The sequence below is a fragment of the Kribbella alba genome (genome assembly GCF_039529635.1).
Lineage (GTDB): Bacteria > Actinomycetota > Actinomycetes > Propionibacteriales > Kribbellaceae > Kribbella > Kribbella alba.
In genome coordinates this window covers 62638-89491 of the sequence record NZ_BAAANE010000010.1, presented here as the reverse complement: position 1 = coordinate 89491, position 26854 = coordinate 62638, and the positions used below count along the sequence as shown (strand labels likewise).

At 68.1% G+C, this 26854-nt stretch carries 26 protein-coding genes; 17 read left to right on the top strand and 9 right to left on the bottom strand.

From position 1 onward, the window contains the following. The first annotated feature begins 6 nt into the window (after nt 1-6). Nucleotides 7-930, top strand: coding sequence for an ergothioneine biosynthesis protein EgtC (gene egtC, locus ABD210_RS27580; protein WP_344115257.1), 924 nt, complete (start codon nt 7-9; stop codon nt 928-930). A gap of 23 nt (nt 931-953) precedes the next feature. Beyond that, nucleotides 954-1967: an L-histidine N(alpha)-methyltransferase gene (gene egtD, locus ABD210_RS27575; protein WP_344115255.1), complete on the top strand. Its 1014-nt coding sequence runs from the start codon at nt 954-956 to the stop codon at nt 1965-1967. 663 nt (nt 1968-2630) lie between these two features. Here the strand turns inward: egtD and ABD210_RS27570 are convergent. Genes ABD210_RS27570 through ABD210_RS27560 form a run of 3 tightly spaced genes read right to left on the bottom strand, consistent with a single transcriptional unit; the run spans nt 2631 to nt 5762 of the window. Next, the gene (locus tag ABD210_RS27570; protein ID WP_344115253.1) at nt 2631-3929 is read right to left on the bottom strand and encodes an ABC transporter substrate-binding protein; all 1299 of its coding nucleotides are present in this window, start codon (nt 3927-3929) and stop codon (nt 2631-2633) included. Between the two features lie 26 nt (nt 3930-3955). Next, nucleotides 3956-4879 carry a carbohydrate ABC transporter permease gene (locus ABD210_RS27565; protein WP_344115251.1) on the bottom strand — a complete coding sequence of 308 codons (924 nt, stop codon included), beginning with the start codon at nt 4877-4879 and terminating at the stop codon, nt 3956-3958. Continuing rightward, complete coding sequence (locus ABD210_RS27560; RefSeq protein ID WP_344115249.1) at nt 4860-5762, bottom strand: carbohydrate ABC transporter permease; 903 nt, start codon at nt 5760-5762, stop codon at nt 4860-4862. The genes ABD210_RS27565 and ABD210_RS27560 overlap by 20 nt, the downstream gene beginning before the upstream one ends. Nucleotides 5763-6100: 338 nt before the next feature. Between ABD210_RS27560 and ABD210_RS27555 the strand changes: the two genes are divergently transcribed. From ABD210_RS27555 to ABD210_RS27545, 3 genes are all read left to right on the top strand, one after another. After that, entirely contained in the window at nt 6101-7081 is a 981-nt protein-coding gene (locus tag ABD210_RS27555; protein WP_344115247.1) for a LacI family DNA-binding transcriptional regulator, read from the top strand. Nucleotides 7082-7536: 455 nt separating this feature from the next. After that, nucleotides 7537-8490: an alpha/beta fold hydrolase gene (locus ABD210_RS27550; RefSeq protein ID WP_344115245.1), complete on the top strand. Its 954-nt coding sequence runs from the start codon at nt 7537-7539 to the stop codon at nt 8488-8490. Beyond that, nucleotides 8480-9103: a GNAT family N-acetyltransferase gene (locus tag ABD210_RS27545; protein ID WP_344115244.1), complete on the top strand. Its 624-nt coding sequence runs from the start codon at nt 8480-8482 to the stop codon at nt 9101-9103. The genes ABD210_RS27550 and ABD210_RS27545 overlap by 11 nt, the downstream gene beginning before the upstream one ends. 86 nt (nt 9104-9189) lie before the next feature. Here the strand turns inward: ABD210_RS27545 and ABD210_RS27540 are convergent, their stop codons facing one another. Next, nucleotides 9190-9906: an SH3 domain-containing protein gene (locus tag ABD210_RS27540; protein ID WP_344115242.1), complete on the bottom strand. Its 717-nt coding sequence runs from the start codon at nt 9904-9906 to the stop codon at nt 9190-9192. A gap of 147 nt (nt 9907-10053) precedes the next feature. Between ABD210_RS27540 and ABD210_RS27535 the strand changes: the two genes are divergently transcribed. Together ABD210_RS27535 and ABD210_RS27530 are read left to right on the top strand one after the other, a co-directional pair. After that, entirely contained in the window at nt 10054-10746 is a 693-nt protein-coding gene (locus tag ABD210_RS27535; RefSeq protein ID WP_344115240.1) for an NBR1-Ig-like domain-containing protein, read from the top strand. A 126-nt stretch (nt 10747-10872) separates the two neighbouring features. Next, nucleotides 10873-12786 carry an alpha/beta fold hydrolase gene (locus ABD210_RS27530; protein WP_344115238.1) on the top strand — a complete coding sequence of 638 codons (1914 nt, stop codon included), beginning with the start codon at nt 10873-10875 and terminating at the stop codon, nt 12784-12786. A 275-nt stretch (nt 12787-13061) separates the two neighbouring features. On the opposite strand, the gene ABD210_RS27525 is transcribed toward ABD210_RS27530, so the two are convergent. Then, nucleotides 13062-13571, bottom strand: coding sequence for a GbsR/MarR family transcriptional regulator (locus tag ABD210_RS27525; protein ID WP_344115236.1), 510 nt, complete (start codon nt 13569-13571; stop codon nt 13062-13064). Between the two features lie 97 nt (nt 13572-13668). On the opposite strand from ABD210_RS27525, the gene ABD210_RS27520 reads away from it, so the two are divergent. The 10 genes from ABD210_RS27520 to ABD210_RS27475 all read left to right on the top strand — a co-directional run bounded on the left by ABD210_RS27520 (nt 13669) and on the right by ABD210_RS27475 (nt 23518). Continuing rightward, the gene (locus tag ABD210_RS27520) at nt 13669-14586 is read left to right on the top strand and encodes an ABC transporter ATP-binding protein (protein WP_344115234.1); all 918 of its coding nucleotides are present in this window, start codon (nt 13669-13671) and stop codon (nt 14584-14586) included. Continuing rightward, on the top strand, nt 14583-16181 hold the full coding sequence (locus tag ABD210_RS27515; RefSeq protein ID WP_344115232.1) for an ABC transporter permease: 1599 nt from the start codon (nt 14583-14585) through the stop codon (nt 16179-16181). Before ABD210_RS27520 ends, ABD210_RS27515 begins: the two co-directional genes overlap by 4 nt. A gap of 180 nt (nt 16182-16361) precedes the next feature. Then, nucleotides 16362-16763: a TIGR03618 family F420-dependent PPOX class oxidoreductase gene (locus tag ABD210_RS27510; RefSeq protein ID WP_344115231.1), complete on the top strand. Its 402-nt coding sequence runs from the start codon at nt 16362-16364 to the stop codon at nt 16761-16763. Further along, nucleotides 16756-18099: a precorrin-6y C5,15-methyltransferase (decarboxylating) subunit CbiE gene (gene cbiE / locus ABD210_RS27505; protein ID WP_344115229.1), complete on the top strand. Its 1344-nt coding sequence runs from the start codon at nt 16756-16758 to the stop codon at nt 18097-18099. Before ABD210_RS27510 ends, cbiE begins: the two co-directional genes overlap by 8 nt. Continuing rightward, on the top strand, nt 18096-18839 hold the full coding sequence (gene cobM / locus ABD210_RS27500; protein WP_344115227.1) for a precorrin-4 C(11)-methyltransferase: 744 nt from the start codon (nt 18096-18098) through the stop codon (nt 18837-18839). The genes cbiE and cobM overlap by 4 nt, the downstream gene beginning before the upstream one ends. Nucleotides 18840-18999: 160 nt before the next feature. After that, nucleotides 19000-19743, top strand: coding sequence for a cobalt-precorrin-6A reductase (locus tag ABD210_RS27495; RefSeq protein ID WP_344115225.1), 744 nt, complete (start codon nt 19000-19002; stop codon nt 19741-19743). A 71-nt stretch (nt 19744-19814) separates the two neighbouring features. Then, a complete protein-coding gene (rpe, locus tag ABD210_RS27490) occupies nt 19815-20480 on the top strand; it encodes a ribulose-phosphate 3-epimerase (protein ID WP_344115223.1) in 666 nt (221 codons plus the stop codon). 249 nt (nt 20481-20729) lie between these two features. Then, nucleotides 20730-21764 (top strand): NAD(P)-dependent alcohol dehydrogenase, encoded by a 1035-nt coding sequence (locus ABD210_RS27485; RefSeq protein ID WP_344115221.1) that lies wholly within the window; start codon nt 20730-20732, stop codon nt 21762-21764. Beyond that, a complete protein-coding gene (locus ABD210_RS27480; protein ID WP_344115219.1) occupies nt 21761-22531 on the top strand; it encodes a glucose 1-dehydrogenase in 771 nt (256 codons plus the stop codon). Before ABD210_RS27485 ends, ABD210_RS27480 begins: the two co-directional genes overlap by 4 nt. A gap of 234 nt (nt 22532-22765) precedes the next feature. After that, nucleotides 22766-23518 (top strand): HAD-IIA family hydrolase, encoded by a 753-nt coding sequence (locus tag ABD210_RS27475; protein WP_344115603.1) that lies wholly within the window; start codon nt 22766-22768, stop codon nt 23516-23518. 23 nt (nt 23519-23541) lie between these two features. Here ABD210_RS27475 and ABD210_RS27470 read toward each other — a convergent pair whose 3' ends face one another. The 4 genes from ABD210_RS27470 to ABD210_RS27455 form a co-directional block, all read right to left on the bottom strand. Next, complete coding sequence (locus ABD210_RS27470; protein ID WP_344115217.1) at nt 23542-24270, bottom strand: polysaccharide deacetylase family protein; 729 nt, start codon at nt 24268-24270, stop codon at nt 23542-23544. 117 nt (nt 24271-24387) lie between these two features. Then, on the bottom strand, nt 24388-25158 hold the full coding sequence (locus ABD210_RS27465) for an amino acid ABC transporter ATP-binding protein (protein WP_344115215.1): 771 nt from the start codon (nt 25156-25158) through the stop codon (nt 24388-24390). Then, nucleotides 25142-25909: an amino acid ABC transporter permease gene (locus ABD210_RS27460; protein ID WP_344115214.1), complete on the bottom strand. Its 768-nt coding sequence runs from the start codon at nt 25907-25909 to the stop codon at nt 25142-25144. The genes ABD210_RS27465 and ABD210_RS27460 overlap by 17 nt, the downstream gene beginning before the upstream one ends. A 3-nt stretch (nt 25910-25912) precedes the next feature. After that, on the bottom strand, nt 25913-26788 hold the full coding sequence (locus tag ABD210_RS27455; protein WP_344115212.1) for an ABC transporter substrate-binding protein: 876 nt from the start codon (nt 26786-26788) through the stop codon (nt 25913-25915). Nucleotides 26789-26854 lie beyond the last annotated feature (66 nt).

The following is a 26854-nucleotide window of genomic DNA, read 5'->3' as shown; positions in this document are numbered from 1 at the left end:
ACGCTGATGTGCCGACACCTGGCCTACCTCGGGCCGCCGGTATCGCTGGCCTCGCTGGTGCTGGAGCCGGAGCACTCGCTCTACCAGCAGAGCTGGGCGCCTTCGGACATGCGCGGCGGCGGTTCCGTCAACGCCGACGGTTTCGGGATCGGCTGGTATGTGGACGAGGTCGAAGCGGCCGGCAATCCCGACGCGCCAACCGACGACCGTCGACCGGTCCGGTACAGGCGGAGCGTGCCGATCTGGGCGGACGAATCCCTGCCAGGGCTGGCTCGAGTTGTGCAGTCCGGCGCGGTGCTGGCCGCAGTACGGAATGGAACAGTCGGGTCGCCGCTGAACGAGTCGGCTGTCGCTCCCTTCGTGCGGGACCAGTGGTTGTTCAGCCACAACGGGCTGATCAGCGGCTGGCCCGGATCTGTCTCCAAGCTCGCCGAAACACTGCCGGTGTCCGAACTGCTGACCCTCGACGCCCCGATGGACTCGGCGCTGCTCTGGGCACTCATCCAGGACCGCCTGTACTCCGGGTCGTCGGCGGACGCTGGTTCGTCAGCGTCAGCGTCAGCGTCAGCGTCAGTGTCAGCGGCTGAGGCGGTGGCGGCGGTGGTGCGTGAGGTGGCTGCGGCCGCGCCCGAGTCCCGGCTGAATGTGCTGCTGACCGACGGCGAGCAGATCGTGGCGACCACGTGGACGCATTCGCTCTGGGTCCGCCGGACCGCGGAGTCAGTCGCCGTCAGCTCGGAGCCGTGGACAGCAGACGGCTGGGAAGAAGTCCCCGACCGATCGTTGGTGCTGGCCACGAAGAATGCTCTCGCCATCAGCCCTTTGACACCCACCAGTCCCGCGACGCCGGGCACCGCCCCGATCCCTGGAACGCCCTTGGCTTCTCGATCGGAGGAGCTCCCGATGGAAGGACGACAGTGCCATCTCTGACCCCACCCCACCGCCCCGGTCAGGTGCCATCTCTGACCCCACCCCACCGCCCCGCTCAGCCGACGCTGATCGACCCCGAGATCGACGTTCACCTGACTCCGGACTATGCCGCCCGCGCACTGCGGGAGGACGCCCGGGACGGACTGACGGCGGAGCGGAAGTGGCTTGCGCCGAAGTGGTTCTACGATGCGCGTGGCAGCGAGCTGTTCGAGGAGATCACCCGGCTGCCGGAGTACTACCCGACCCGGGCGGAGCGGGAGATCCTCGCCGCCCGGTCCGGCGAGATCGCCGAGCTGACCGGGGCGCGGACCCTGGTGGAGCTCGGCTCCGGCTCTTCGGAGAAGACCCGGCTGATCCTGAACGGCCTGCGTGACCACGGCACGCTGACGACGTTCGTGCCGCTCGACGTATCCGAATCAGCGCTGCGCGAGGCGGCCGCCGCGATCACCACCGACTACCCGGGCCTGGTAGTCCACGGAGTCGTCGGCGACTTCACCGAGCACCTCGACAAGCTGCCGGGTGAGGCTCCACGGGTGGTCGCGTTCCTCGGTGGAACCATCGGAAACCTGCTGCCGGACGAGCGCGAGGAGTTCTACGCCTCCGTGCGCGAGGTGCTCGAGCCGGGCGAATGGTTGCTGCTCGGCACCGATCTGGTGAAGGACCCGGCGACGCTCGTCGCGGCGTACGACGACAGCGCGGGGGTGACGGCCGAGTTCAACAAGAACGTGCTGCGGGTGCTGAACCGGCAGCTCGGCGCGGACTTCGACGTCGACGCGTTCAGCCATGTCGCGCTGTGGGATCCGGACAACGAGTGGATCGAGATGCACCTGCGGGCCGACCGCGCGATGCGGGTGCTGATCCCGGAGATCGGCCTCGAGGTGGAGTTCGCCGAGGGGGAGGAGCTGAGCACCGAGATCTCGGCCAAGTTCCACCGCTACGGCGTCGAGGCCGAGCTCGACAAGGCCGGCTTCACGCCCGGCGCCTGGTGGACCGACTCAGCAGCCCGCTTCGCCCTCTCCCTCTGGCAGGCCGTCTAAGCGACACGCCGCCGCCTACCGCCCGAGCCCTTGCGTCCGAAGAACCGCGGGTCCTGCCCCGCGGTTTTTCGGACGCAACGGATCGGCGACCTGCGGCGGGTGGCGGGTGGTGGTGGCGACGTGTGCGCGGCTTGTGTCCGAGGAGGGGTGGGTCGTGCCCCGCGGTTGTTCGGACGCAGCGGGTCGCCGGTGGGTGGCGGGTGGTGGCGGCGAGGTCTCTGAGCGCTTGCGTCCGAGGAGGGGTGGGTCGTGCCCCGCGGTTGTTCGGACGCAGCGGGTCGCCGGCGGGTGGCGGGTGGTGGCGGCGAGGTCTGAGCGCTTGCGTCCGAGGAGGGGTGGGTCGTGCCCCGCGGTTGTTCGGACGCAGCGGGTCAGCGGCCCGCGGCGGGTGGTGGTGGCGACGTGTGAGCGGCTTGTGTCCGAGGAGGGGTGGGTCGTGCCCCGCGGTTGTTCGGACGCGGCGGGTCGTCGGTGGGTGGCGGGTGGTGGCGGCGAGGTCTGGGCGCTTGTGTCCGAGGAGGGGTGGGTCGTGCCCCGCGGTTGTTCGGACGCAGCGGGTCGTCGGCGGGTGGCGTGTGGTGGGTGGTGGCGGCGACGTTCGAGCGGCTTGCGTCCGAGGAACCGCGGGTCCTGCCCCACGGTTCTTCGGACGCAGCGGGGTTGTCAGCCAGCCGATTTGATCAGGTCGTTGATCTTGCCGACGTAGGTCTGCAGGTCGGAGACCGGCTTCTTGCCATTGAGGATCGGCTGGTAGTACGCCGTGGTCAGGTCGCCGACCTGTGAGGCCCACTGGGTGGTGAAGCGGACGCCGACCGTCTTCTCGGCAGACAGGTCAGCCTTCACCGTGTCGACGACCGTGGTCTGACCGGCCTTGGTCAGCGCGCTGAAGTAGCTCTCCTGCGCGGGCGTGTACGCCGGGGGAGCGACCGGCGAGGCCGGCAGCACCGCGTCCCACACCTTGGTGTTGAGGTACTGCAGCACCTTGTACGTCGCGTCCTCGTTGGCCGTGTACTGCGGGGTGCAGATGCCGACCGAGTCGTACAGAGTCGTCGGAGTGTTCAGCTGCGGGAACGGGGCGAACCCGTACTTGATCTTCGGCTTGTCCGTCTGGAACCCGGCCGCCAGCCATTGTCCGCCGAACATCATCGGCACCTTGCCGCCGGAGAACAGCGCCGGCACGTTCGACGCGTCGTACCCGGGCGGGGCGACCGCGCCGGACTTGATCGCGGCCGCGAGCTTGGTGACGCCCTCGGTGTACTTGTCGTCCGCCTCGGCCTTGGTCGGGTGGTTCACGTTGTCCGTGAAGGGAGCGCCGCCCGCCGACACGGAGTACATGCTCATCGTGAACGGTGCGTCCGCCGACGTCAGTTGGTCCGCGACCAGCCCGTACTTCGCGCCGCCCTTGTTGGCGAGCTTGCCGGCGGCGGAGTACATGTCGTCCCAGGTCCAGCCGGCCTTCGGCTCCGGGATACCGGCAGCCTTGAACGCGTCGACGTTGTACCAGACGCCGTAGGTGTTCATCAGCGACGGGAGACCGCCCATCAGGCCGTCGGCCGTTTTCCAGTTCTCCATCGCGGACCCGACGAACTTGTCCGCCTTGAAGTCGCCCTCGCCGTCGGTGATCCGCTTGGACCAGTCGACCAGCAGGCCCTGGGAGGTGTACTGCTGCTCGGTGTCGTTGCCGCACCAGAACAGGTCCGGCAGCTTCTTCGCCTGGGTCAGCGAGGCGAGCTTGTCGCCGTACCCGCCGCTGGGCGTGTCGACCAGCTTCACCGTGACCTGGTCGTCCTTGAACCCGGCCAATGCCTTGCTGATCGCGGCGTTGGTCTCGGGTGACTCCCACGTCATCACGGTCACGGTGACCGGTCCGTCCGACTTGCCGCCGGAGTCAGATCCGCCGCAGGCAGCCGTTGCCGTCAGCAACCCCGCGCACGCGAGGGTCGTACCGATGATCCTATTCACTGCTGTGCTCCTTAGGCGGTTGAAAGTCATTTCTGGGTGGTGCTGCCCAGTGAGCCGAGGCCCTGGATGAAGTAGCGCTGCGCGGCGAAGAAGATGATCAGCGGCGGCAGCATGTAAAGCAGGTTGGTGGCCATGTAGTAGCTCCAGTTCGGCGTCTGCCCGGCGAACGGCGAGACGAACTGGGCCATGCCGACCGACAACGGCCACTTGTCGGCCGAGTACAGGTAGACCAGTGGGTTGAGGAAGTCGTTCCAGGATGCCTGGAACGCCAGGATCGCCATCGTGATCCAGGCCGGCCGGGTCAACGGCAGCATCACCTGGGTGAAGATCCGGAAGTGCCCGGCGCCGTCGATCTTGGCCGCTTCGTCGATGGAGTAGGGGATGGCCAGGAAGTACTGCCGGGCCAGGAAGATGAACAGCGGGTTGCCGCCGAAGAAGGCCGGCACGATGAGCGGCAGCCAGGTGTCGTACCAGCCGATGCTCTTGTACATCTGGAACAACGGGATGAGCCCGACCACACCGGGCAGCAACATGCTGCCGACGAACAGGTAGAACCACACCTTCCGGCCGGGGAACCGCAACCGGGCCAACGCGTAGCCGGCCATCATCGCGGTCATCACGCCGCCGAGCACGCTCAGCAAGGTGATGATCGTCGAGTTGAGCAGCAGCCGCGGGAAGTGGATCGCCTCCGGGCCGTTGATGAAGTTGCTCCAGTTGAACTCGTGTGGCAGCAACCTCGGCGGCACCTCGAACACCGCGTTCCGGCTCTTCAGGCCGATGGTGATCATCCACAGCAGCGGGACCACCATCACCGCGCAGATGAAGAGCGCGGTCGCGTACCACGACGCAGTACCGAGCGGGCGTCGTTTCGTTCGGCGGCCTGGCCGGTCGAGGGCCTTCGCCAGCGCGACGGGGGCTTCGGTGGCGGGGTCAGTCGGGAGTGTTGTCACTGTAGGTCCAGAGCGAGGAGAACTTCGCGGTCAGGGCGATCACGGCGATGATGATGATGAACAGCACCCACACCTGGGCGGAGGCGTAACCGAGCTGGGGAATCCTGCCCAGGTTGGAGAAGCCGTTGTTGTAGATCGACAGCATCAACACGTTCGTGCTGAAGCCGGGGCCGCCGCCGGTGAGGATCTTCGGCTGGTTGAAGGTCTGCAGCGCGGCCGTCGTCTGCAGGATCACCTGCAGCAACATGATCGGGCTGATCATCGGCAGGGTGATCCGGAAGAACACCGCGTACGGTCCCGCGCCGTCGACGCGCGCTGCTTCGTAGAGCTCGGTCGGCACGGCCTGGAGCGCGGCGAGGAAGATGATCATGGTGCCGCCAACACCCCACAGCATCACGATCACGATCGACGGCATCGACATCGTGGGACTCGCGAGCCAGGAACTCGTCGGCAGGTGCACCTTGTCCAGGATCGTGTTCAACAACCCGACCTGCGGGTTGAGGATGAACTTCCACAGCGTGATGGTCGCGACCGCGGGCAGCACCACCGGCAGGTAGGCGAGCGTCCGCACGATCCGTACCCCGGCGAAGCGCTGGTTGCAGAACATCGCCAGCGCGAGTCCGATTGCCAAAGAGAGCGGCACGTAGAGGACGACGAGGTAGCCGGTGGCTCGCAGCGATGGCCAGAACGCCGGATCCACGGTCAGCAGGCGACGGAAGTTGCCGAGTCCGACGAAGATCGGATCGGTGAGCCCGTTGTACTTGGTCAACGCCAGGTAGAACGACCGGATCAGCGGATAGACCACGAACACGGTGAAGCCGACGATGGCGGGCGCGATGAAGATGTACGCCGCCCGGACGTCGGAGCCGGCGTTCCTGCTCATCCCGCCACGGACCTTGGCGCGGCGGCCTCCCGATCCCGCGCCCCCGCTGCCTCGACCTCGTGCGCGGATCCGCCTGCCTGCCCGCCGCCTGCCTGCCCGCCCTCGGCCCGCTCCGGCGGTGTCACCAGCACCGCCTGCTCCGGCCGATTGGGAGGGCGCGTTCACCGTCACCGCTCCGGCCTCTCCTGCCCTGGTGGACGCTTGCAACGATTCATCCTGCCTCCTGGACGGTAACGTTTCCAACGGCTTACTGTTGGGTGACGATGCCGTGTCGTGAGAGGGAAGTCAACCCTGTGTCCGAAACGTTTCCAAAGCAATCCGGGTCCAGCCGCCCGACGATGATCGACGTCGCGAAGCGGGCCGGGGTCGGGCTCGGCACGGTGTCCCGGGTGGTCAACGGCGGCGCCGGTGTGCGGGAGGAGACCGCGAGCCGGGTCCGGGCCGCGATCAACGAACTGGGCTTCCAGCGCAACGAGGTCGCTCGCGCGCTCCGGCCCGGGAAGAAGTCGTCCAGCCTCGCGCTGGTGCTCGGCGATCTGACCAACCCGTTCTACGCGACGATCGCGAAGGCCGCGCTGGAGGTTGCCGGGCAGGATGGCTTCGCGGTCGTGCTCGGCAGTGTGGACGAAGACCCCGAGGGAGAGCGCCGGGCGATCCAGGAGCTGATCGGGCGGCAGGTCGCCGGCCTGATGATCGTGCCGGACCAGGGCGACCACTCGTTCCTGGCCGGCGCCGGCATACCGGTGGTGTTCGTGGACCGGCCGGCGCACGGGATCGACGCGGACATCGTCATGGTCGACAACGAAGGCGGCGGCCGGCTGGCGACGGAACACCTGCTCGCGCAAGGGCATCAGCGGGTCGCGATCCTGCTGGCGCCGTCGTACTACACGACCGGGCGGCGGTTGCGCGGTTACCGCCGGGCCCATCGTGGCGCGGGGCTCGAGGTCGACGAGAGCCTGGTGGTACAGCTGCCGGAAGGTACGGCCGAGGCGGCCGAGAAGGCGACCCGCGAACTGATGCACCGGCCCGATCCGCCTACCGGGCTGTTCGCCTCCACCAACTTCGTTGCCGAGGGCGTCCTTCGCGCACTGCGCGAGGTGAACAAGCAGCCGGCGGTGGTGGGGTTCGACGACTTCCGGATGGCCGACATGTTGCCCACGCCGGTGACGGTGGTCGCCTCCGACACGGCCGAGCTAGGCCGAATCGCCGCGCGCCTCCTCCTGGACCGAGCCGCCGGCACCGACACCCGAGGCCCCCAGCGCATCACCCTGCCGTGCGCCCTGATCCAACGCGGCTCCGGCGAACGCCCACCCACCTGACCCGACGTCCGCCGCCGTCCTACCCGCCTTGGTCCGTCCGCCCGTGCCCTCCTTCGTCCGTCCGCGCCCTGCCCTCCTTGGTCCGTCCGCGCCCTGCCCTCCTTGGTCCCTCCGCGCCCTGTTCTCCGGAGGGGTTGTCCACTGAGCTGGTGGGTTGCCCCCTCAAATTCTCGCGGGGTAACCCACAAGGTGAGGGGCGAACCCCTGGGAGTAGGCGGCACCTCGCTCGAAGCCCGATGTTGCCGGTGGCCGAGGTGGGCAGATCTGCGGGGGAGTTCGGGTAGGCCGGTTGTGGGGGGCTCGGACACCTTCTCGGGGCCGGGGTCAGGTTGTTTGATGTCCGAGGTCCCGGCCTCGTGACCGCGGTCCCGGTTCTGGCTGTGGAGTCACCGGCACGATTCTGCTCGGGAGAAAATGCGAGCCGCTGCGGTAGTTGAGTGGGTAGCGTCGGCCGGGTGATCAGCGTTGTGGACGACCTGCCGGTGTACTACGAGTCGTATGGCGAGGGGAGACCGCTCGTCTTCCTTCCCGGCTGGGGAAATGCCAACGGCGAGGCGCAGGACGTGCACGAGCCCGTGTTCGAGCAGCACCCCGACTGGCGGCGGATCTACCTCGATCCGCCGGGGACGGGGAACACGCCGTCGCGACCCTGGATCAAGGATCAGGACGGCATGCTGGACGTGATCGCCCGGGTGATCGACGACCTGGTGGGCTCCAGCGGATCGGGGGCCACCGGATCGGCAGCGGCCGGATCAGGGGCGGCCGGATGGGGGGCCACCGGATCGGCGGCGACCGGGTCGGCGGCGGCCGGGTCGGCGGTGGCCGGATCGGGGGTTGCCGGATCAGGTGTGACCGGATCGTTTGCGATTGCCGGTACTTCGGCGGGTGGGCTCCATGCGCGCGGCATCGTTCGACGAGACCCCGCGCGGATCCTGGGACTCCTGCTTCGGGTGCCCGGCGTCGTGGTGGATCGCACGCAGCGGACCTTGCCGGAGTACAGGCCTCTGATCGCGGAGCCACGGTTCAGCAGCGACGAGGATCCACGGCCGCTCTTGCACACTCCGGAGTACCTGGAAGCCCATCGCGAGAAGCAGCGACGGTTCTACCTGCCGGCAGAGGAGCAGGCGGATCTCGAGTTCCTCGGCGCGATCCAGCGCGACGTCTCCACCTACTCGCTCTCCATGGATCCGGCGGCGCGACTTGAAGCGCCTACGCTGATCGTGACGGGCCGCCAGGACACCATGACCGGGTACGCCGATGCTTGGTCGCTCCTCGGCGACTACCCGCGCGCCACGTACGCAGTACTGGATCGGGCCGATCACGACCTGCCTGTCCAGAACCACGCGCTCTACCGAGCTCTCGTCTCCGACTGGCTGACCCGCGTGGAGGAGATGGCCGATGCGAGCTGAGACTCGGGCGGTGGTGGACGAGTTCTGGGCGACCTTGTTCGGCTTGACCGTAGATGAACTGCACAGCCCGGGAACAAAGGCGATCGAGCACGTCGGTCTGGGGGACTACCCGGCCGTCTACATCCTGATGCTCGGGCGATCCGTCATCGTCTCTTCCCCGGCCGACCCTGCTCCGGAACTCACGCGCGTTCTGGGGCCCAGCATCCACTCGTACCTCGACGCGATGCCGCATCACCCGACCGAAGGGGTCCGCGAAGCGCTGTACGAACAGGTAGCGGGGTTGCGAAACGCCTGCGGAGAGGCGGCCTGGGTGGAGTCAGGTTTCGCCGAGCGCGCCGAGCGGTGTTTCGTTGTCGAGGAAGCCGGCCGCATCGTGGCCGCAAGCAACTTGACGCCTTGGCGGAATGAGCCCACCGACGTCGGCGTACTGGTGGATCCGGCCTTCGCGGGTCGTGGCTTGGGGACGAAGGTCGCCGCACGGGCGGCGGCGGTCGCGGTGGAGAACGCCGGGATCTGTCGCTATCGGGCGTTGGAGTCGAATGCGCCGTCGTTGCGGATAGCAACCAAGCTGGGCTTCACGCCGTATGGGCGGAACCTCGTGCTCAAGGCCTGAAGCACCCGGTCGCTGAGGGGCGGAGGCGACCGGGTGCTCTGGCCATCAGGCCCCCGTGTCCTAGGGGCTGATGGGGCTCTGGGGTCTCAGAAGTTCGGCCAGGCCCATCCGAGGTAGGAGGAGAAGTAGGGGAGTTTGGCCAGGCCGATCTTGGCGTTGACGCTGGTGGCCCAGAAGTAGCCGTCACCTCGTGCGACGCCGACGTGGCCGTAGGGGGCTGCGAGATCCCAGAAGACGAGTGCGCCCTTGGGCGGGTTCAGGTCACCTCGGTGGGCGACCCCGCGAGCGACTGCGTCGTTCCAGTCCGCCTTGGCCGAGGCCCAGACGAGGTCCTTGCCGTACGAGTTCTCCGCGGCCTTCTCGCAGTAGCCCTGGTAGGCGGTGGATCCGCTGCGGGCGGCGTACCAGGCGATCGCCTTGTCCGCGCGGGGGTTGCTCGTGCACAGCGGGGCGACCAGGCCCGAGCTGCCGGTGTTCACGTAGGAGTCGGAGATGAAGCCCTTGCCGGGGACGTGGTCCCAGACGAGGCTGCGGCCGAACTTGCCGGTCACGGGCTCGCCGTAGACCTGGCAGTCGATCTCGACCGATCCGTTCGGCTGGGTGCCGACCGCGCCGAAGCTGGTCGCGTTACCGGACCGGATGGTGACTCCGGCCCCGCTGTCGGTCACGACGGTGCCGGTGGCGGCGTGCGCGGAGAGAGCGACGGCGCCGACGGCGGCGGCACCACCGAGCAGCGCGGCGGTGGTGATACGGGCGATCGTACGGGTGAGGGCGGTCCGCATGGTCTGGTTCCCTTCAGTCACAGCTACAGGCTCGAAGAGGGCGGGTCCTGGCGATCTGGTACTTGGATGAAGAGAATCAGAGGGTCACCGTGTTGTCGCAGTAGGCAACGAAAACGAGTAACGGTCAGCAGGTAGTCTCTGTGAACGAGTGACACTGGGGAGTGCATCGTGAGGCCAGCGCAGGCTCGCTACGTGATCGGCTGCCGCATGCGGGAGTTGCGAGAGGCCGCCGGGATGCCGCTCACCCGTGCCGCGGCCCTCTCCGGGTGGGACAAAGGCCACCTCTCGCGGGTCGAGCGCGGCCACACCAAACCGAGTCGCGAACTGATCGAGTGGTACGACGAGTCCTTCGGCGCGCGGCGATCGCTGGTGAACCAAGTGATGGAACTCGACGAGGCAGTGCGGGCCGGCAAGGACATGTCGATGCGGGACATGCGCCGGCGTGGATCGGCGCTCCACCCCATACTGCTGGGTGGTTCGGTGCCGGCGGACCACCATCCGGAGGATCGCGCCGAGCTCGTCGGGGAGACCGTGCCGGACGGGACCCAGGTCTGCCGGGACCAGGAGTTCGAGAAGACCTGGGAGATCCGAAACAGCGGGGAACGTCCCTGGCGCGACCGCTGGTTGACCCGCCAGGGTGCCGCGGGAGCGCCCGGCTGGCTGAGATCTCCGGCCCGTGCGCTCATTCCAGACGCAGTACCGGGCGAGGTTGTGGTCGTGCGGATGACGCTGCAGGCGCCATCGCAGGTCGGGGCCTCCACGGCTTATTTCAAGGTCACCGACGAAGCCGGGCGCCTTTATTATCCCGGCCTCGAGTCGCCGCCCGTCTACTGCACGATCTTCACCGTTTACGAGCTCTAGTCCCCCGCGTCTGGGCACTTGCCGCGGGTTTGCCCTTGACGTTGTGCTCACGCCTGTTGCCGGAGGGTGTCGGCGAAATAGGTTGCTGCCTCCTGTCCGCCCGGAAACACAGGAGTTCGCAACGTGATGAAACCTCACAAACTCGCGGTGGCCCTGGCTGTCGCGCTGGTAGTTCCGCAGCTGGCTTTCAGCACCGCCTCAGCTGCCGTACCCAAGGACGCGGCCAAGGACGCGGCCAAGGACGCGACCGCTGCCGCGGCCAAGGAAGTGCCCAAGGATCCGCCCGTTCCGTCCATCCCGCAGCGGTACCTCGACCAGCCGATCCAGTGGTCGGTCTGCTCGTTCGACGCCGCGGTGAAGCGCCTCTACCCGCAGGCCCCGACCACCAACTGCGCCAAGGTCAGCGTGCCGATGGACTGGGCGCACCCGGACGCGCACCCCGACGTCAAGGTCGCCATCTCCTACAGCACCGCCACCGGCACCTCGCACGGCCTGATGACCAGCAATCCTGGCGGTCCGGGTGGCGCAGGGCTGTCGCTGTCGGCAGCGCTGGCTGCCGAGAAGACGCAGCTGTTCAGCGACTTCGACCTGCTGGGCTTCGACCCGCGCGGGTTCGGCCAGAGCACCCCGCTGCAGTGCATCACCACGGCGGAGGCACTCAACGCCCTGCCGGTGACACCCGACTACAAGGAGCGGACCAAGCTCACCCATCAGGTCGAGGTCGCCGAGGCGAAGCTCTATGCCGACGCTTGTTCGTCGACCGAGTTCGGCCAGTTCGTCAGCAGCCAGCAGACGGTCTTTGACATGGACTTTCTTCGGGCCTTGTTCAAAGCCCGGCAGCTGAACTTCATCGGCTACAGCTACGGCACGTGGCTAGGCGGCTGGTATGCCGACACCTACCCGTCGAAGGTCGGCCGGTTCGTGCTCGACTCGAACATGGACTGGACCCACACCCAGTGGCTGAACGTGAACTTCGACCCGTTCTCGGGTCAGCGCCGCCGCGACACCCAGCTGTTCCCCTGGATCGCCAGGCACGCTGACCAGATCACCGGCCTCGGCTCGACGCCGGCTCAGGTGACCGCGAAGTACAACGGGATCCGCGCGTCGCTGACCACTCTGGTCAAGTCCGGCGAGAGCTCGGTCCGCGGCGACAACCTGGACGGCCTGATCTACAGCGCGATCTACGGCAACACGCGCTTCATCCGGGCGACCCTCGACATCCTCGTGCACGACGAGTTCACCAAGGCTCCGTCGGCCTCGGGCCAGGTCGAGCTGGCCCACGTCGACCGCGCGTGGGCCCGGCTCGCTCCCGCGCTGCAGGCCTACGACACCCTGGCCGCGCTACACGCCCGGTACGGCGTATCGGCGGCAGCCGCGCCCGCCACCGTCGCCGCGGCGGAGGTGGACTCGCTGAAGGATGTGCTGGCCGACGCTCGCACCCAGGCGGCTCGGGCCGACTCGGCAGACCAGCCGGTGAACCTTGGCGCGATCGGCACTACGGTCCGCTGCAACGACACTGCCTGGAACTCCGACCCGAGCTTCTACCTCAAGGAAGCCGACAAGATGGCCAAGAAGTACGACTTCTTCGGCTACATGAACGGGGTCCCGTTCTGCGCGTTCTGGAAGTACGCGCCGCAGGACCGGACGCTGGACCTGACGGGATCGCCCCGCATCCTGATGGTGCAGGGCGAGCTCGACCCGGCCACGGCGTACGAGGGATCGCTGCGGACGCACAACGACACCAAGTGGTACACGCGCTTCGTCGCGATCGACGACGAGGGCCAGCACGGCCAGTACGTCGGGTCTGCGTCGGTGTGTGCCGAGGCGATCGGCGACCGGTTCGTCTTCTCCGGCGAGCTGCCGGCGAAGGACCAGGTGTGCGGCACGAGCCCGCTGCCGGAGGAAGGGTCGGTCTACCCGGTCCTCGGTCCGGTGGACGGCAAGGCCGTGCAGCTGCCGAAGTCCAAGGCAGGTAGCACCAAGGTGAACCCGATGCTCCAGCAGGCCCTGGACGAGGTCGCGGCCAGCTCACTGCGGTAGTAACGCTCGACAGCTGGGGGTCCACCCGGGCCCCCAGCTGTACGCCGCGGCCGACTGGCCGTAGGTCTGCGCCATCTGCTGTACGCCGCTCCGCCCGCCCGCAGGTCTGATCTTTGCTGTACGCCGCGGCCGACTGGCCGCAAGTCTGCGCGCCATCTGCTGTACCCCGCTCCGCACGCCCGCAGGTCTGAGTATTTGCTGTACGCCGCGGGCGACCGGGCGCAGGTTTTGAATCATCTTGCGGTACTGCGCGGTCGCCTGCCCGCCGCTCTGAACTACTCGCCGTACTCCGCGTCCAGTTGCGCGTCGATCTCGGCCTTGCGCTTCACCCAGCGCTCGCTCAGGCCCTCGACCTCTTCCCGGATGAAGTCGATGAAGCCGAGCGTGGCCCGGATCCGCCGGTCGGACTTGGTGCCGGCGCCCGTTGCCTTCAGCATCTGTTGGAGGATCTCCTCCCAGCGCACCAGGCCCTGATCCTGCTTCATCATGCTCTCGAACCAGAAGTCGTCCTGGACCACGTAGACGTCCCGCCGGCTGCCGGGCTCGCGCTCGCGGGTGGCCAGCCGCAGCTGCAGCAGGTAGCGGACCGCGCCGGAGATGGCGGCCGGGCTCGCCTGCAGTCGGTCGGCCAGTTCGGCGGCGGTCAGGCGGCCTTCTTCGCTGGCGAGAATGGCGGCGAAGGCCCTGGCCGACATCCGCGGCCAGCCCGTGTCGGCCAGGACGTTGCCGAACTGCTCGGCATACCGCTGAACCGCCTCGTCGTCACGTTTCCTAGGTGCACTCACCGCCCCATCATCTCCTCTTCGTGACCGAAAACCCTGGCTTGTGAGAGACGCGTTAGAAAGATTCACAAACTTCTGAATGAAGTGTACGTTATGAATCATGACACCAGCCATCGTGGTCTCCGGACTGCACAAGTCGTACGGGAGCACGCACGCCCTCGATGGTCTCGACCTGGAGGTCGCGACCGGTGAGGTGCACGGATTCCTCGGTCCGAACGGCTCGGGGAAGTCCACCACCATCAGGGTCCTCCTCGGCCTGCTGAAGGGCGACGAGGGCGAGGTGTCGTTGCTCGGCGGCGACCCGTGGCGCGACGCGGCCAAGTTGCACCGGCGGCTCGCGTACGTGCCTGGTGACGTGAACCTGTGGCCGAACCTGACCGGCGGCGAGGTGATCGACCTGCTCGGGCGTTTGCGCGGCGGCCTGGACCCGAAGAAGCGGGACGACCTGCTGCGGCGGTTCGACCTCGACCCGACCAAGAAGGGCCGGACCTACTCCAAGGGCAACCGGCAGAAGGTCGCGCTGGTCGCCGCGCTCGCCTCGGACGTGGAACTGCTGATCCTGGACGAGCCCACCTCGGGTCTCGACCCGCTGATGGAAGAGGTGTTCCGGCAGTGCATCGAGGAGGAGGGGCACCGCGACCGGACCGTGCTCCTGTCGAGCCACATCCTGTCCGAGGTGGAAGCTCTCTGCGACCGGATCAGCATCATCCGCCGCGGCAAAGTGGTGGAATCCGGCACGCTGGCCGAACTGCGCCACCTCACCCGGACGTCGATCCAGGCCGAGCTGGCCGCCTCGCCGAACGGCCTGGCCCAGCTGCCCGGCGTACACAATCTCGATGTCGAAGGCAACAAAGTGCGGTGCGAGGTGGACACCGCGCAGCTGGACGGCCTGATGAAACAGTTGGCAGCCAGCGGTATAAAGAGCCTCGTCGCCCAGCCGCCGACGCTGGAGGAGTTGTTCCTGCGGCACTATGAGGACGACGCGCCCGCGCAGGCAGAACCGGCGGCCGTGCGATGAAGGAGTTAGCCGGTACTCCGACGCTGGTGCGGCTCGCGCTGCGGCGCGACCGGATCCTGCTCCCGGTGTGGATCCTGGTGTTCGTCTCGCTGGCAGCGGGATCAGCCAAGGCATCGATCGACCTCTACCCCGACTTGCAGTCGCGGGTGGACGCGGCCAACACGACGAACTCCTCGCCCGCGCTCGTGTCCCTCTACGGCCGCATTTTCGACCCCACCTCGCTCGGTGCGCTGTCCCTGTTCAAGATGACCTCCTTCGGTGCGTTGCTGGTCGCCCTGCTCGCCGCGATGGTCGTAGTACGGCACACCCGGACCGAGGAGGAGTCCGGCCGGCTGGAGTTGCTCAGCGCCGGCGTGCTCGGCCGCTATGCCTCACTCACGGCCGCGCTGATCGTCTCGACCGGCACAGTCATCGTGATGGGTCTGCTGACCGCCGTGAGCTTGATCGGCACGGGCTTGCCGGCCTCCGGTTCTTTCGCCTTCGGTCTCACCTGGGCTGCCGCCGGTCTTGCCTTCGCCGGCGTCGGCGCGCTGACCGCCCAGCTCAGCGAGGGTGCCCGCACGGCCAACGGCCTGACCGCTGTGGTGCTCGGCGTCAGCTATGTACTACGGGCGCTGGGTGATTCCGCGTCCGCGGATGGCCCGCGCTGGATCTCGTGGTTGTCGCCGATCGGCTGGGCGCAACAGATCCGCCCGTACGCCGGGGATCGCTGGTTCGTAGTACTGCTTCCCCTTGCTCTGACGGGTGTTCTCGTGGCCGCGGCGTTCGCGTTGGTCCGGCGGCGTGATGTCGGCGCGGGCCTCGTGCGGCCTCGCCCCGGCCCTGCCACTGCGGCGCCTTCGCTGCGCTCCCCGTTGGCACTCGCCTGGCGGTTGCAGCGGGGATCCCTGTACGGCTGGGCCGTCGCTTTCCTGCTGCTCGGCTTCATCGTGGGCAACATCGCGAGCAACGTGGACGGTTTCGTGAGCAGCGCCAGCGCGAAGGAGATGGTGGAGAAGCTCGGCGGCGTGACGGGCATCACCGACGCGTTCCTCTCCGCCGAGATGGGCATGCTCGGCCTGCTCGCCTCGGCCTTCGGTATCCAGGCGGCCCTGCGGATGCGTTCCGAGGAGACTGCGCTGCGGGCCGAACCGCTGCTGGCGACCGGCGTCACCCGGTCGCGCTGGCTGGCGAGCCACGTGATCATCGCGATCTTCGGCACTGCCCTGCTCGTCGTGATCGGTGGACTCGGCTCGGGCATCTCGAGCGGCGCCTCGCTCGGCAACATGGGCCGCCAGGTGCCCCGCATGCTCGCCGCGGCCGCCGTCCAGCTCCCTGCGGTCTGGCTCGTCACAGCACTCGTGGTGGTCCTGTTCGGCGCCGCTCCGAAGGTGGTCACGGCCGCCTGGGCCTTGTTCGGCGCGTTCCTCCTGATCGGTCAGTTCGGCCCGATCTTCAACCTGCCGCAGGGCTTGATGGATCTCTCGCCGTACGGCCACACCCCGCGGCTCCCCGGTGGCGACTTCTCCGCCACCCCGGTCATCGCCCTCACCGCGATAGCAGCCGCCCTGCTGGCCGCCGGCTTCACCAGCTTCCGCCGCCGAGACATCGGCTGACCCGGCACGTGGCGCCGGCTGAGGGGTCCGGCACCACACATCGGCCCGCCCGGACTGCTCCGGGCGGGCCGGCGTCGTGCACCACGGAAACTAATTTCAAGCCTGCGACAAAAGTTTCCGGCCTATCGCCGTTCCCCGGCCAGCGGCAGCCGTCAGTGCGGGGCTGTCTACGATCGGCGGGTGGATTCCGAAATCAGCGGGCGGTCGGCGCAGTTCGTCGACTTCTGGACCGAGCGGCAGCTGTGTGTGCTGAGCACGGTCCGCAAGGACGGGACGGTGCACGCGGTGATGGTCGGCGTCACGCTGGATTTCGAGAGCGGGATCGCGCGGGTGATCTGCTCGGGCGGGTCGCACAAAGCCAGGCAGATCCGTGACGCGGGGGTCGGCGGGGCGGCCGTCGCCGTGACTCAGACAGAGGGGCCGCGATGGTCGACGCTCGAGGGGCGCGCGGTGGTGAGCGACGACCCTGATCGGGTGGCGGACGCGGTGCGCCGGTATGCCAAGCGGTACCGGCAGCCCCGGGAGAACCCGGAGCGCGTGGTCATCGAGATCACCGTGACGAAGGTGCTCGGCAATGCCTGAACCGACAACCGGCGCAGTTCGCGGCACTGACGGCACTGACGGCACTGACGGCACCGACGGCACCGATAGCACCAATGGCGTCGGCCACCTCAGCGGCACAGATCGCATCGGCGACCCTGGCGACCGCGAGTCGGCGGACGCCGGAGTGCTCATGGTCGTGGGGATCGGGGCCGACGGGTGGGCAGGGCTCTCGCCGGTTGCGCGCGAGGCGATCGAGTTCGCCGAAGTGTTGATGGGCAGCGCCCGGCAGTTGGGGCTGGTTCCCGACGGCCGGGCCGAGCAAGTCGCCTGGTCGTCCCCGTTGTCGGAGTCTCTGCCGGGTTTGCTTGCGACCCACCAGGATCGCCGGATCTGCGTACTGGCCAGTGGCGACCCCACCTTCCACGGGATCGGGACCACCTTGGCCAGACTGCTCGGGGCCGGTGCCGTCCGGGTGATTCCGCATCCGTCGAGCGTGTCACTGGCGTGCGCGCGGCTCGGCTGGCCGCAGGACCAGGTCCAGGTGATCAGCCTCGTGGGGCGTCCCCTCGAGCTCGTGCAGCCGCAGATCCAGCCGGGCCGGCGCCTCGTAGTACTGAGTTGGGGTGCTCATACTCCGGCGGAGGTCGCGGCAGCCCTGACCCAGCGGGGTTATGGCGCGAGTGCGCTCACCGTGCTGGAGCAGTTGGGGTCGCCGAACGAGCGGGTGCGAACCTCCCGCGCCGATCAGTGGGACCACGAGGTCGATGCGCTGAACGTGATCGGTGTCCTTTGCGAGGCCGACCCGGCCGCGCCCTTGCTGCCGACGTCGCCGGGGCTGCCGGATTCGGCGTACGAGAGCGACGGTCAGTTGACCAAGCGCGAGGTCAGGGCGGTGACGTTGTCTCGGCTGGCTCCGGTGCCGGGGCAGTTGCTGTGGGACGTCGGCGGCGGCGCGGGGAGTATCGCGATCGAATGGTCGCGGCATCACCCGAGCTGCCGGGCCGTCGCGATCGAGCGGGATCCGGATCGGGCGAAGCGGCTCGAGCGCAACGCCGTCAACCTCGGGGTCTCCGTCCGCACTGTCGTCGGTCGCGCGCCTCAGGCGTTGGCCGACCTGGAAGCACCGGACGCGGTGTTCGTCGGCGGCGGAGCCACGGTCGCGGGCATGATCGACACCTGCTGGGCAGCGCTCAGGCCGGGCGGACGACTGGTCGTGAACGGCGTCACGCTGGAGACCGAAGCCCTGATCGCCAAGTGGTACGCCGAACTGGGCGGCGACCTGGTTCGCCTGTCCGTGCAGCGCGCGTCGCCCGTCGGCGGCCTGACCGGTTGGCGTCCTGCGATGCCCGTGACGATCTGGAGCGTGACCAAGTGACCGTCCACTTCATCGGCGCGGGACCGGGCGCGGCCGATCTGATCACCGTCCGCGGCCGCGACCTGATCGCCACTTCACCCGTCTGCCTGTACGCCGGGGCGCTGGTGCCGGTGGAACTCCTCGACCACTGTCCACTGGGTGCTCGCAAGATCGACACCGCCCAGCTGAATCTGGACGAGATCCTTGCGGAGCTGATCGCCGCGTTCGAGGCAGGTCAGGATGTCGCGCGGCTGCACTCGGGCGATCCCGCGGTGTTCAGTGCGATGGCCGAGCAGATGCGCCGGCTCGATGCTCTCGGCATCCCCTACGACGTGACGCCCGGAGTACCGGCGTTCTCAGCGGCGGCGGCCTCGCTCAAGCGCGAGTTGACCGTGCCCGAGGTCGGGCAGACGGTGATCCTGACCCGGATCGCGGCGCGGGCGACCGCGATGCCGCCGGGGGAGGACCTGGCGACGCTCGGCGCGAGCCGCGGCACGATCGTCCTGCATCTCGCGGTCCAGCACATCGAACGGTTGGTCGATGAGCTCACTCCCAATTACGGCGACGATTGCCCGGTCGCGGTTGTTGCCAAGGCCTCCCGCGACGACGAGGTGATCCTCCGCGGCACTTTGGCCGACATCGGCGAGCAGGTCCGCGACGCCGGCATCCTGCGCACCGCAGTCGTGATCGTCGGCAAGGTCCTTGCCGCCGACAACTTTCCGGACTCGCACCTCTACTCGACGACGCGCACCCGGGTCTGAGCCGGCCAACTCTGGTGACCTGGACCAGGAAGCGGGGACCGCGGACACGGAATGACCTGTCCGTGGTCCCGGGTTGTAGTCCGAGGTGCCCACAACTGGCTGATCCCAGGTCGACGGCTCCGTCCAGCCGCACCACGCTCGCCTCGGGGACGGTGGGCCGGTGAAGGTTCTGCTGCTGGGCGGTACTGCGGAGGCGCGCCAGGTGGCCGCGTGGTCTGCGGGGGAGCCGGGCGTGGAGGTGGTCTCCTCGCTCGCCGGGCGGACTGCTGACGCGCGGCTGCCTGAAGGGGAGGTACGCAGCGGCGGCTTCGGCGGGGTGGACGGGTTGGTCGGCTGGCTCGCGGAGCATCAGGTCAATGCCGTGGTCGACGCGACACATCCGTTCGCCTCGACGATGACTTCGCATGCGGCGGAGGCCGCGCGCGCGGCCGGTGTCCCCTTGCTCGTACTGCGACGCGCTGGCTGGCGCGAGCAGGTTGGCGACCGCTGGCTTTGGGTTGACTCCGCGGAGGAGGCCGCACTTGCATTGGCCGCGGTTGGGTCGAGGGCGTTCCTCACGATCGGGCGGCAAGGGCTGAGCAGGTTCGCGGATGCCGGGCTGTGGATGATCGCGCGATGTGTGGATCCACCGAATCCGATTCCTTCGTGGTGTGAGCTGATCCTCGACCGAGGCCCGTACGACCTGCACGCTGAGCTGGACCTGCTGCGGCACCACCAGATCGACGTACTGGTGACCAAGGACAGCGGTGGGTCGATGACGTCGGCCAAGCTGGAAGCGGCGCGTGAGCTCGGGATCCCAGTCGTGGTGATCAGGCGTCCGGCCCTTCCGTCCGGCGTCGCCGCGGTGGAGACCGTTGACCAGGTCGTCGACTGGCTGCGCGACTGTCGCGGACGGCAGGGATGAACCGCTCGGTGGCAAACCGCCCCTGAGGGGGCAAATCGGTGCGGCGGCCGGCTCGGTAGACTCGCGATCCCATGGGAATCCAGATCGCACCCAGCATCCTGTCCGCCGACTTCGCCCGCCTCGCTGACGAGGCCGCCGCGGTCTCGAACGCCGACTGGCTGCACGTCGACGTGATGGACAACCACTTCGTGCCGAACCTCACCCTCGGCCTGCCGGTGGTCGAGTCGCTCGCGAAGGCCTCCGCGTTGCCGCTCGACTGTCACCTGATGATCGAGGACCCGGACCGCTGGGCCCCCGGGTATGTCGAGGCCGGTGCGCGTAGCGTCACCTTTCACGTCGAGGCCTGCCGAGCCCCGATCCGGACCGCCCGCGAGATCCGCGCCAAGGGTGCGCGGGCGGCGATGGCGCTGAAGCCTGCCACCGCGATCGAGCCGTATGAGGACATCCTGGCCGAGCTCGACATGATCCTGATCATGACGGTCGAGCCGGGCTTCGGCGGCCAGAAGTTCCTCGACGTCTGCCTGCCCAAGATCCGCCGCACCCGCGAACTGGTCGCCAAGCACGGCCTGGACGTCTGGATCGAGATCGACGGCGGAGTCTCCGCCGAAACCATCGAACGCTGCGCCGAAGCAGGCGCCGACGTCTTCGTAGCCGGCTCGGCCGTCTACGCCGCCGACGAGCCCAACACGATCGTCGAAAGCCTCCGCACCCTCGCCCAGAACGCCAGCAACCTCTAGCCCTTCGAGACGCCGGGCCGTGCTGGCTGGGGGCAGGCCCTTGCTTATGTGCTGACGGGCTGCACAGGATACGGCTGGGACCAGGTGCTCCAACTCATCAGGCCGTCGCGGTGTGCATGATCGCCGAGTTGCCCGATGCAGCCCTCAGGTCGGCGTCGGCCCGGCGACGTGGGGCGTCGCGCGTCCCGGGTGCTCGCGACTGCCGGCCCCGACGGCCCGCTTGCCGATTCGCCTAGGAGGCCAGAGCTGATGAACGCCGTTCCAGCCACGATGCGAGCGAGTGTGCTGCTCGAGAAGCAGCGGATCGAGCTGCAGGAGCGTCCGGTTCCGCGCCCCGGCCCGGGCGAGGTGCTGATCCAGGTGCGCTCCGTCGGCGTCTGCGGATCTGACGTGCACTATTACAAGGAAGGCAGGATCGGCCACCACATCGTCGAGCAGCCGTTGATTCTCGGTCACGAGGTGTCAGGGGTCATCGTGGATGTCGGCGCCGGGGTGCCCGAGGACCGGGTGGGGGAGCGGGTGGCCGTCGAGCCGCAGCGACCCTGCCGGCGGTGCCGGTTCTGCAAGACGGGTCGGCAGAACCTCTGCGAGCGGATGGAGTTCTACGCGACACCGCCGATCGACGGGACATTCTGCGACTACGTCGTGGCTCCGGCTGACTTCGCCCATCTGGTTCCGGACGCGATGTCCGACCATGCGGCCGCTCTCCTGGAGCCGTTCTCGGTCGGGATCTGGGCCTGCACGAAGGCCCGGGTCGGGCTCGGGTCGAAGGTCTTCATCACCGGCGCCGGGCCGATCGGCGCGCTCACTTCGTTGGCGGCCAGGTCGTTCGGTGCCGCCGAGATCATCGTGACCGATCTCGTCGAGAGCCGGCGCAACAGGATCCTGGAATTCGGCGCCACGGCCGCGTTCGACCCGCGCGACGCGGACTTCGACGCCGCGGCGCTCGCCGCGGACGCCTTCATCGAGTGTTCCGGCGCGACTCCGGCGGTGCTGTCCGGAATCGATGCCCTGGCCCCCGGCGGCGTGGCGGTTCTGGTCGGGCTCGGGGCCGAGGAGATGGCACTTCCGGTCCAGCGGATCATGATGAAGGAGATCAGCTTGACCGGGGTGTTCCGGTACGTCGACACCTGGCCCAAGGCGATTGCCGCGGCGCAGCAGCCGGCCACGAACCTCGACGACCTCGTGACCGCGGAGTTCGACCTCGAGGACAGCGAGGCGGCACTGAACAGCGATGCCGACCCGGCGAGCATGAAGTCGATCGTTGTAGTGTCGCGCGGATGAGCGTCCTTGACTCCTTCTCCCTCAGCGGCCGGACGGCCATCGTCACCGGCGGGTACCGCGGACTCGGGCTCGCCTTCGCCAGGGGACTGGCCGAGGCGGGTGCTGACGTCGTCATCGGTGCCCGCGACGAGAAGGCCTCGGCCGGGGCGGCTGCCGCACTTGCCGAGGAAACGGGTCGCACGGTCGTCGGCATCGGCCTCGACGTGGCCGATCAGGACTCCGCGGAGCGCTCGGTCGCTGCCGCCCTGGAGGCCACCGGCAGGCTCGACATCCTGGTCAACAACGCCGGCATCTGTATCCACCGGCCGGCGCTGGACATTCCTGCCGACGAGTGGCGAGAGGTCTTCGACACGAACGTCCACGGGCTGTGGCTGATGAGCCAGGTGGCCGGACGGCACTTCGCGCAGCAGGGTGCGGGCACCATCGTCAACATCGGATCCATCTCGGCGCAGATCGTCAACCGTCCCCAGTGGCAGCCGGCTTACAACGCGTCGAAGGCCGCGGTGCACCAGTTGACGAAGTCCCTGGCCGCCGAATGGGCCCCGCTCGGCATCCGGGTCAACGCAGTAGCCCCGGGCTATGTGAAGACGGAGATGGCGCCGGTCGACGATCCGGAGTTCAAGCCCCGCTGGATCGACGATGCGCCGATGCAGCGCTACGCCCTGCCCGAGGAGATCGCGCCCACCGTCGTCTACCTCGCCTCCGACGCATCGAGCTTCATGACCGGTTCAGTGGTGGTCATCGACGGCGGCTACACCCTGTTCTGACGTCGAACGACTCGCTGGCCGAACTGTGTGTGACCGGCGGCTCTGGATACCTGAGCTGTACGGCGGCTCGCCTGGAGGGTGAGCCGCTACGATACGAGGCGGGCAGAGGACGCGCTGGCGCAGACCCACGGCCGGCTCGTGTGGCGAGCTGCTGATTGCCTGACGCACCGACTGGTTGAGCCGGAGGGAGTGCGCGTGACGGAGTACAAGCCGGTGGAGAGCTGGCTGACCGACATGGACGGCGTGCTGGTGCACGAGGAGCGCGCGATTCCCGGCGCGAGCGAGTTCATCACCACGCTGCAGGCCTCGGGGAAGAAATTCCTGGTGCTGACCAACAACTCGATCTTCACGCCGCGCGATCTGCGGGCGCGACTGCTTGCCGGTGGCATCGACGTTCCAGAGGACAAGATCTGGACGTCCGCGCTCGCCACCGCGCAGTTCCTGGACGACCAACGACCCGGCGGTACGGCGTACGTGATCGGCGAGGCGGGCCTGACCACGGCCTTGCACGAGGTGGGGTACGTCCTGACCGAGCGCGCGCCGGACTACGTCGTGCTCGGGGAGACGCGGACATACTCGTTCGAGGCGATCACCCGGGCGATCCGGCTGATCTCGGACGGCGCCCGGTTCCTCGCGACCAACCCGGACCCGACCGGGCCGTCCGCCGAGGGCCCGTTGCCGGCCACCGGATCAGTTGCTGCGCTGATCACCCGGGCCACAGGCGTCGCGCCGTACTTCGTGGGCAAGCCGAATCCATTGATGATGCGCAGCGCACTGAACCGGCTCGAGGCCCATTCCGAGACGAGCGTGATGATCGGTGACCGGATGGACACCGACATCATCAGCGGCCTCGAAGCGGGACTGCGCAGCGTGCTCGTGCTGTCAGGTTCGACCGGCGAGCACGAGGTCGAGCGGTTCCCCTACCGCCCGACCCGGATCGTCGAATCCATCGCCGACGTGGTCCCGCTCATCACCGCGCTGGCCTGACCGCACCCGCCGGCCGCACCGCGCTAGCCGCACGAGGTCGAGTAGACGGCGTAGCCCCTTGCCTTGAGGGTCTTCAGGATCGTGGGAAGGGCGGCAACGGTCTGGCTGCGGTTGCCGCCGCCGTCGTGCATCAGGATCACCGAGCCGTTGCGCACCCCGGCGAGCACCCGGCTCACGATCGCCGCAGTACCGGGCCGCGTCCAGTCGCGTGAATCGACGCTCCACAACTGGACCGTCTTGCCCAGACTCGTGATCCGCTTGGTGACGAGAGGGTTCACCGCGCCGTACGGCGGTCTTATGCAGCGTGGAGTCTCGCCGGTCTGGGCAACGATGCTCCGGTCCGTGCTCTCGACCTGATCCTTGAACTGCACCCAGGACAGCTTCCGGAGGTCCGCATGCGTCCAGGTGTGGTTCTGCACGCTGTGGCCGGCTTCGTGAGCGCGTCGAGTCAGCTCCGGGTGCTTGGCCACATTCCGCCCGACTTCGAAGAAGGTGGCCTTGGCGCCGTAGGCCCTCAGGATGTCGAGGACCTGTGGTGTGTAGCGCGGATCCGGACCGTCATCGAAGGTGAGGATGACGTACTTCGGCGGTGGGGCGGCGCGCGGCGCGGCGGCCGGCGGGCTGACCGTGTGCTTCTTGGACGGCGGACCGGACACCGCTGTCCCGACCGCGGCGATCAGGCAGAAAACGAGCCCGACGAGAATCGGCCCACCGTACAAACGGTGGGCTCTGGGCGGAAAACGAAGAGCCATGCGTCTCCCCGGGCGTTGAGGGCCTCACAACCTCACGCCCACTTTCGGCCCGATCCGCGGGAAAGCCAGACCCCACGCCGCTTCCGCGTCAACAACCACGCATACCGGACGCGGCTCCTAGAGCACCTGGGAGAGGAACTGCCGGAGCCGGGGGGACTCGGCGGCGGTGAAGAGCTTGTCCGGGGCGCCGGACTCGACCACCACACCGCGGTCCATGAAGGCGACCTGATCGGCGACCTGCCGGGCGAATCCCATCTCGTGGGTGACGACGACCATCGTCATGCCAGCCGAGGCGAGGTCGGCCATCAGCCCGAGGACGCCCTTGACCAGCTCCGGGTCCAGCGCCGAGGTGGCCTCGTCGAACAGCATCACCTCGGGCTTCATCGCCAACGCCCGGGCGATCGCGACGCGCTGCTGCTGACCACCGGAGAGATTGCCTGGCCGCGCCGACGCCTTGTGCTGGAGTCCCACCAGTTCGAGTTGCTGCAGAGCCGCCGCCTCGGCGCCTTCCGTGGTGAGCTTCTTGATCTTGCGCAAGGGCAGGGTGATGTTCTCCAGCACCGTCTTGTGCGGGAACAGGTTGAAGTGCTGGAACACCATCCCGATCCGCCGCCGCAACTCGTCCGGGTTGCTCAGCAGGACGGACTCGCCGCCGAGCCGGATGTCGCCCGCGGCCGGTTCGAGCAGGCGGTTGGTGGCCCGCAGCAAGGTCGACTTGCCGGACCCGGACGGGCCGATCACGCACGCCGTCTGCCCGGCCGGTACTACGAGGTCCACGCCCCGCAGTACCTTGTTGCTGCCAAAAGCAAGCTCGATCCCGGACAGCTCCAGGCTGGCCGCCTCGAAGCCGGTGGTCACGGCAGCTGTGGGTTCAGCGGTGGTCGGCATGGGCGAGCTCCTCTACCTCGAGTTCCGTGTTACGGCCTTCTTCGGCGGGGCGGCCTTCACGCAGCCGCTTGTCGAAGTAGTTGACCAGGTGGGTCAACGGCACGGTGATGATCAGATAGAACAGCCCCGCGAGCAGCAACGGCGACAGGTTGCCGTTCGTCGCCGCCGCGTCCTGGCCGATCCGGAACAACTCCCGCTGACTGGCGAGCAACCCGAGGAAGTAGACCAGGCTGGACTCCTTCACCAGGGCGATGAACTGATTCACCAGGGCGGGCAGGACCCGTCGTACCCCTTGCGGGATGACGACGAGCCACATGCCGGACGTATAGGTGAAGCCGAGCGCCCGGGCCGCCTCGAGTTGTCCCTTCTCGACGCTCTGGATACCCGAGCGAAAGATCTCGCCGATGTAGGCGGCGGCGATCAGCGACAACGCGAGGATGCCCAGCGGGTACGGATTCGGGCCCCACCAGTGCCGGGTGATCGGCGACAGGCCCTGGCCGATCAACAGGATCGTCAGGATGGCCGGCAGCCCGCGGAAGATGTCGGTGTAGACCTTCGCGGGCCAGCGCAGCCAGCGTCTGCGCGACAGCCCCATGACCGCCACGATCATGCCGAGCACAGTGCCCAGCACGACCGAGGCGGCCGCCAGGATGAGGGTGTTGACGAGCCCTACCTTCAGCATCTCCGGCAGGACCGCCTTCATCGACTCCCAGTCGAGGAAGGTGTCGCTCAGGGTGGACCAGATGTCCATCCTCTAGCCGGCTGCGGGGGTGGCCGACGGCAGTGCGAACTTGACGTTCCCGCTGCCCGGCTTGAACGACGTCGGCACCGCGCGACCCGGGTAGTACTGCTCAACCAGCTTGGTCCAGGTGCCGTCGGCGATCACCTCGTCGAGGGCCCTGTTCACCGCCTCACGCAGCTTGTCGTTGCTCTTGGCCACCGCGTACGCCGTCGGCGCAGAGCTGAGCTCCTTGGCAGCCAGGATCACCACGCCGCCGCCCTGCTCCTTCGCCATCTTCTCGCCGATCTCGGCGGGCGAGATCCACGCGTCCGCAGTACCGGCCTTGAGCTGGCCGACGGCCGCGTTGTAGTTCGGGACCCGGACCGGGTTCAGGCTCTTCTGCGTCGCGTAGTCGTCCTGGACCGTGCCCTGGACGACGACCACCCGCTTGCCGGTGAGCTGGTCGAAGGAGGTGATTCCCGAGGTCTTCGTGGTGTTCAGACCGAGGTAGCCGAAGTCATACCCATTGCTGAAGGCAACCGTCTTCTTGCGCGCCTCGGTGATGGTGATCGAGGAACTGCCCAGGTCGAACTGCCCGCCGTTGACCTGCGAGAGCAGCGCGGAGAAGTCCGTCCCGACGAACTCCGGCTTCAGGTTCAGCTTCGCCGCGACCGCGGTGATCAGGTCGTTGTCGAACCCGGTGAACTTGCCGTCCTTGACGTACACGTTCGGCGGCGCGTCGGTGAGCGTGCCGATCCGCAGTGTGCCGGCCTGCATCAAGCCCAGATCGGGGCCCGAGGCATCGGATTTGTCGCCACTGCCACACGCGGCAAGCGAAACGGCCAGGGTGACGGCCGTACCGAGAGCGGCAAACCGGCGGAAGGCGCTGATGGCGCTGATGGCGCGCACAGGTATCTCCTTAGAACAACGATTCTGGAAGTCGTGGGGTTCGCCCACCGCAGGACGCTAACGTCG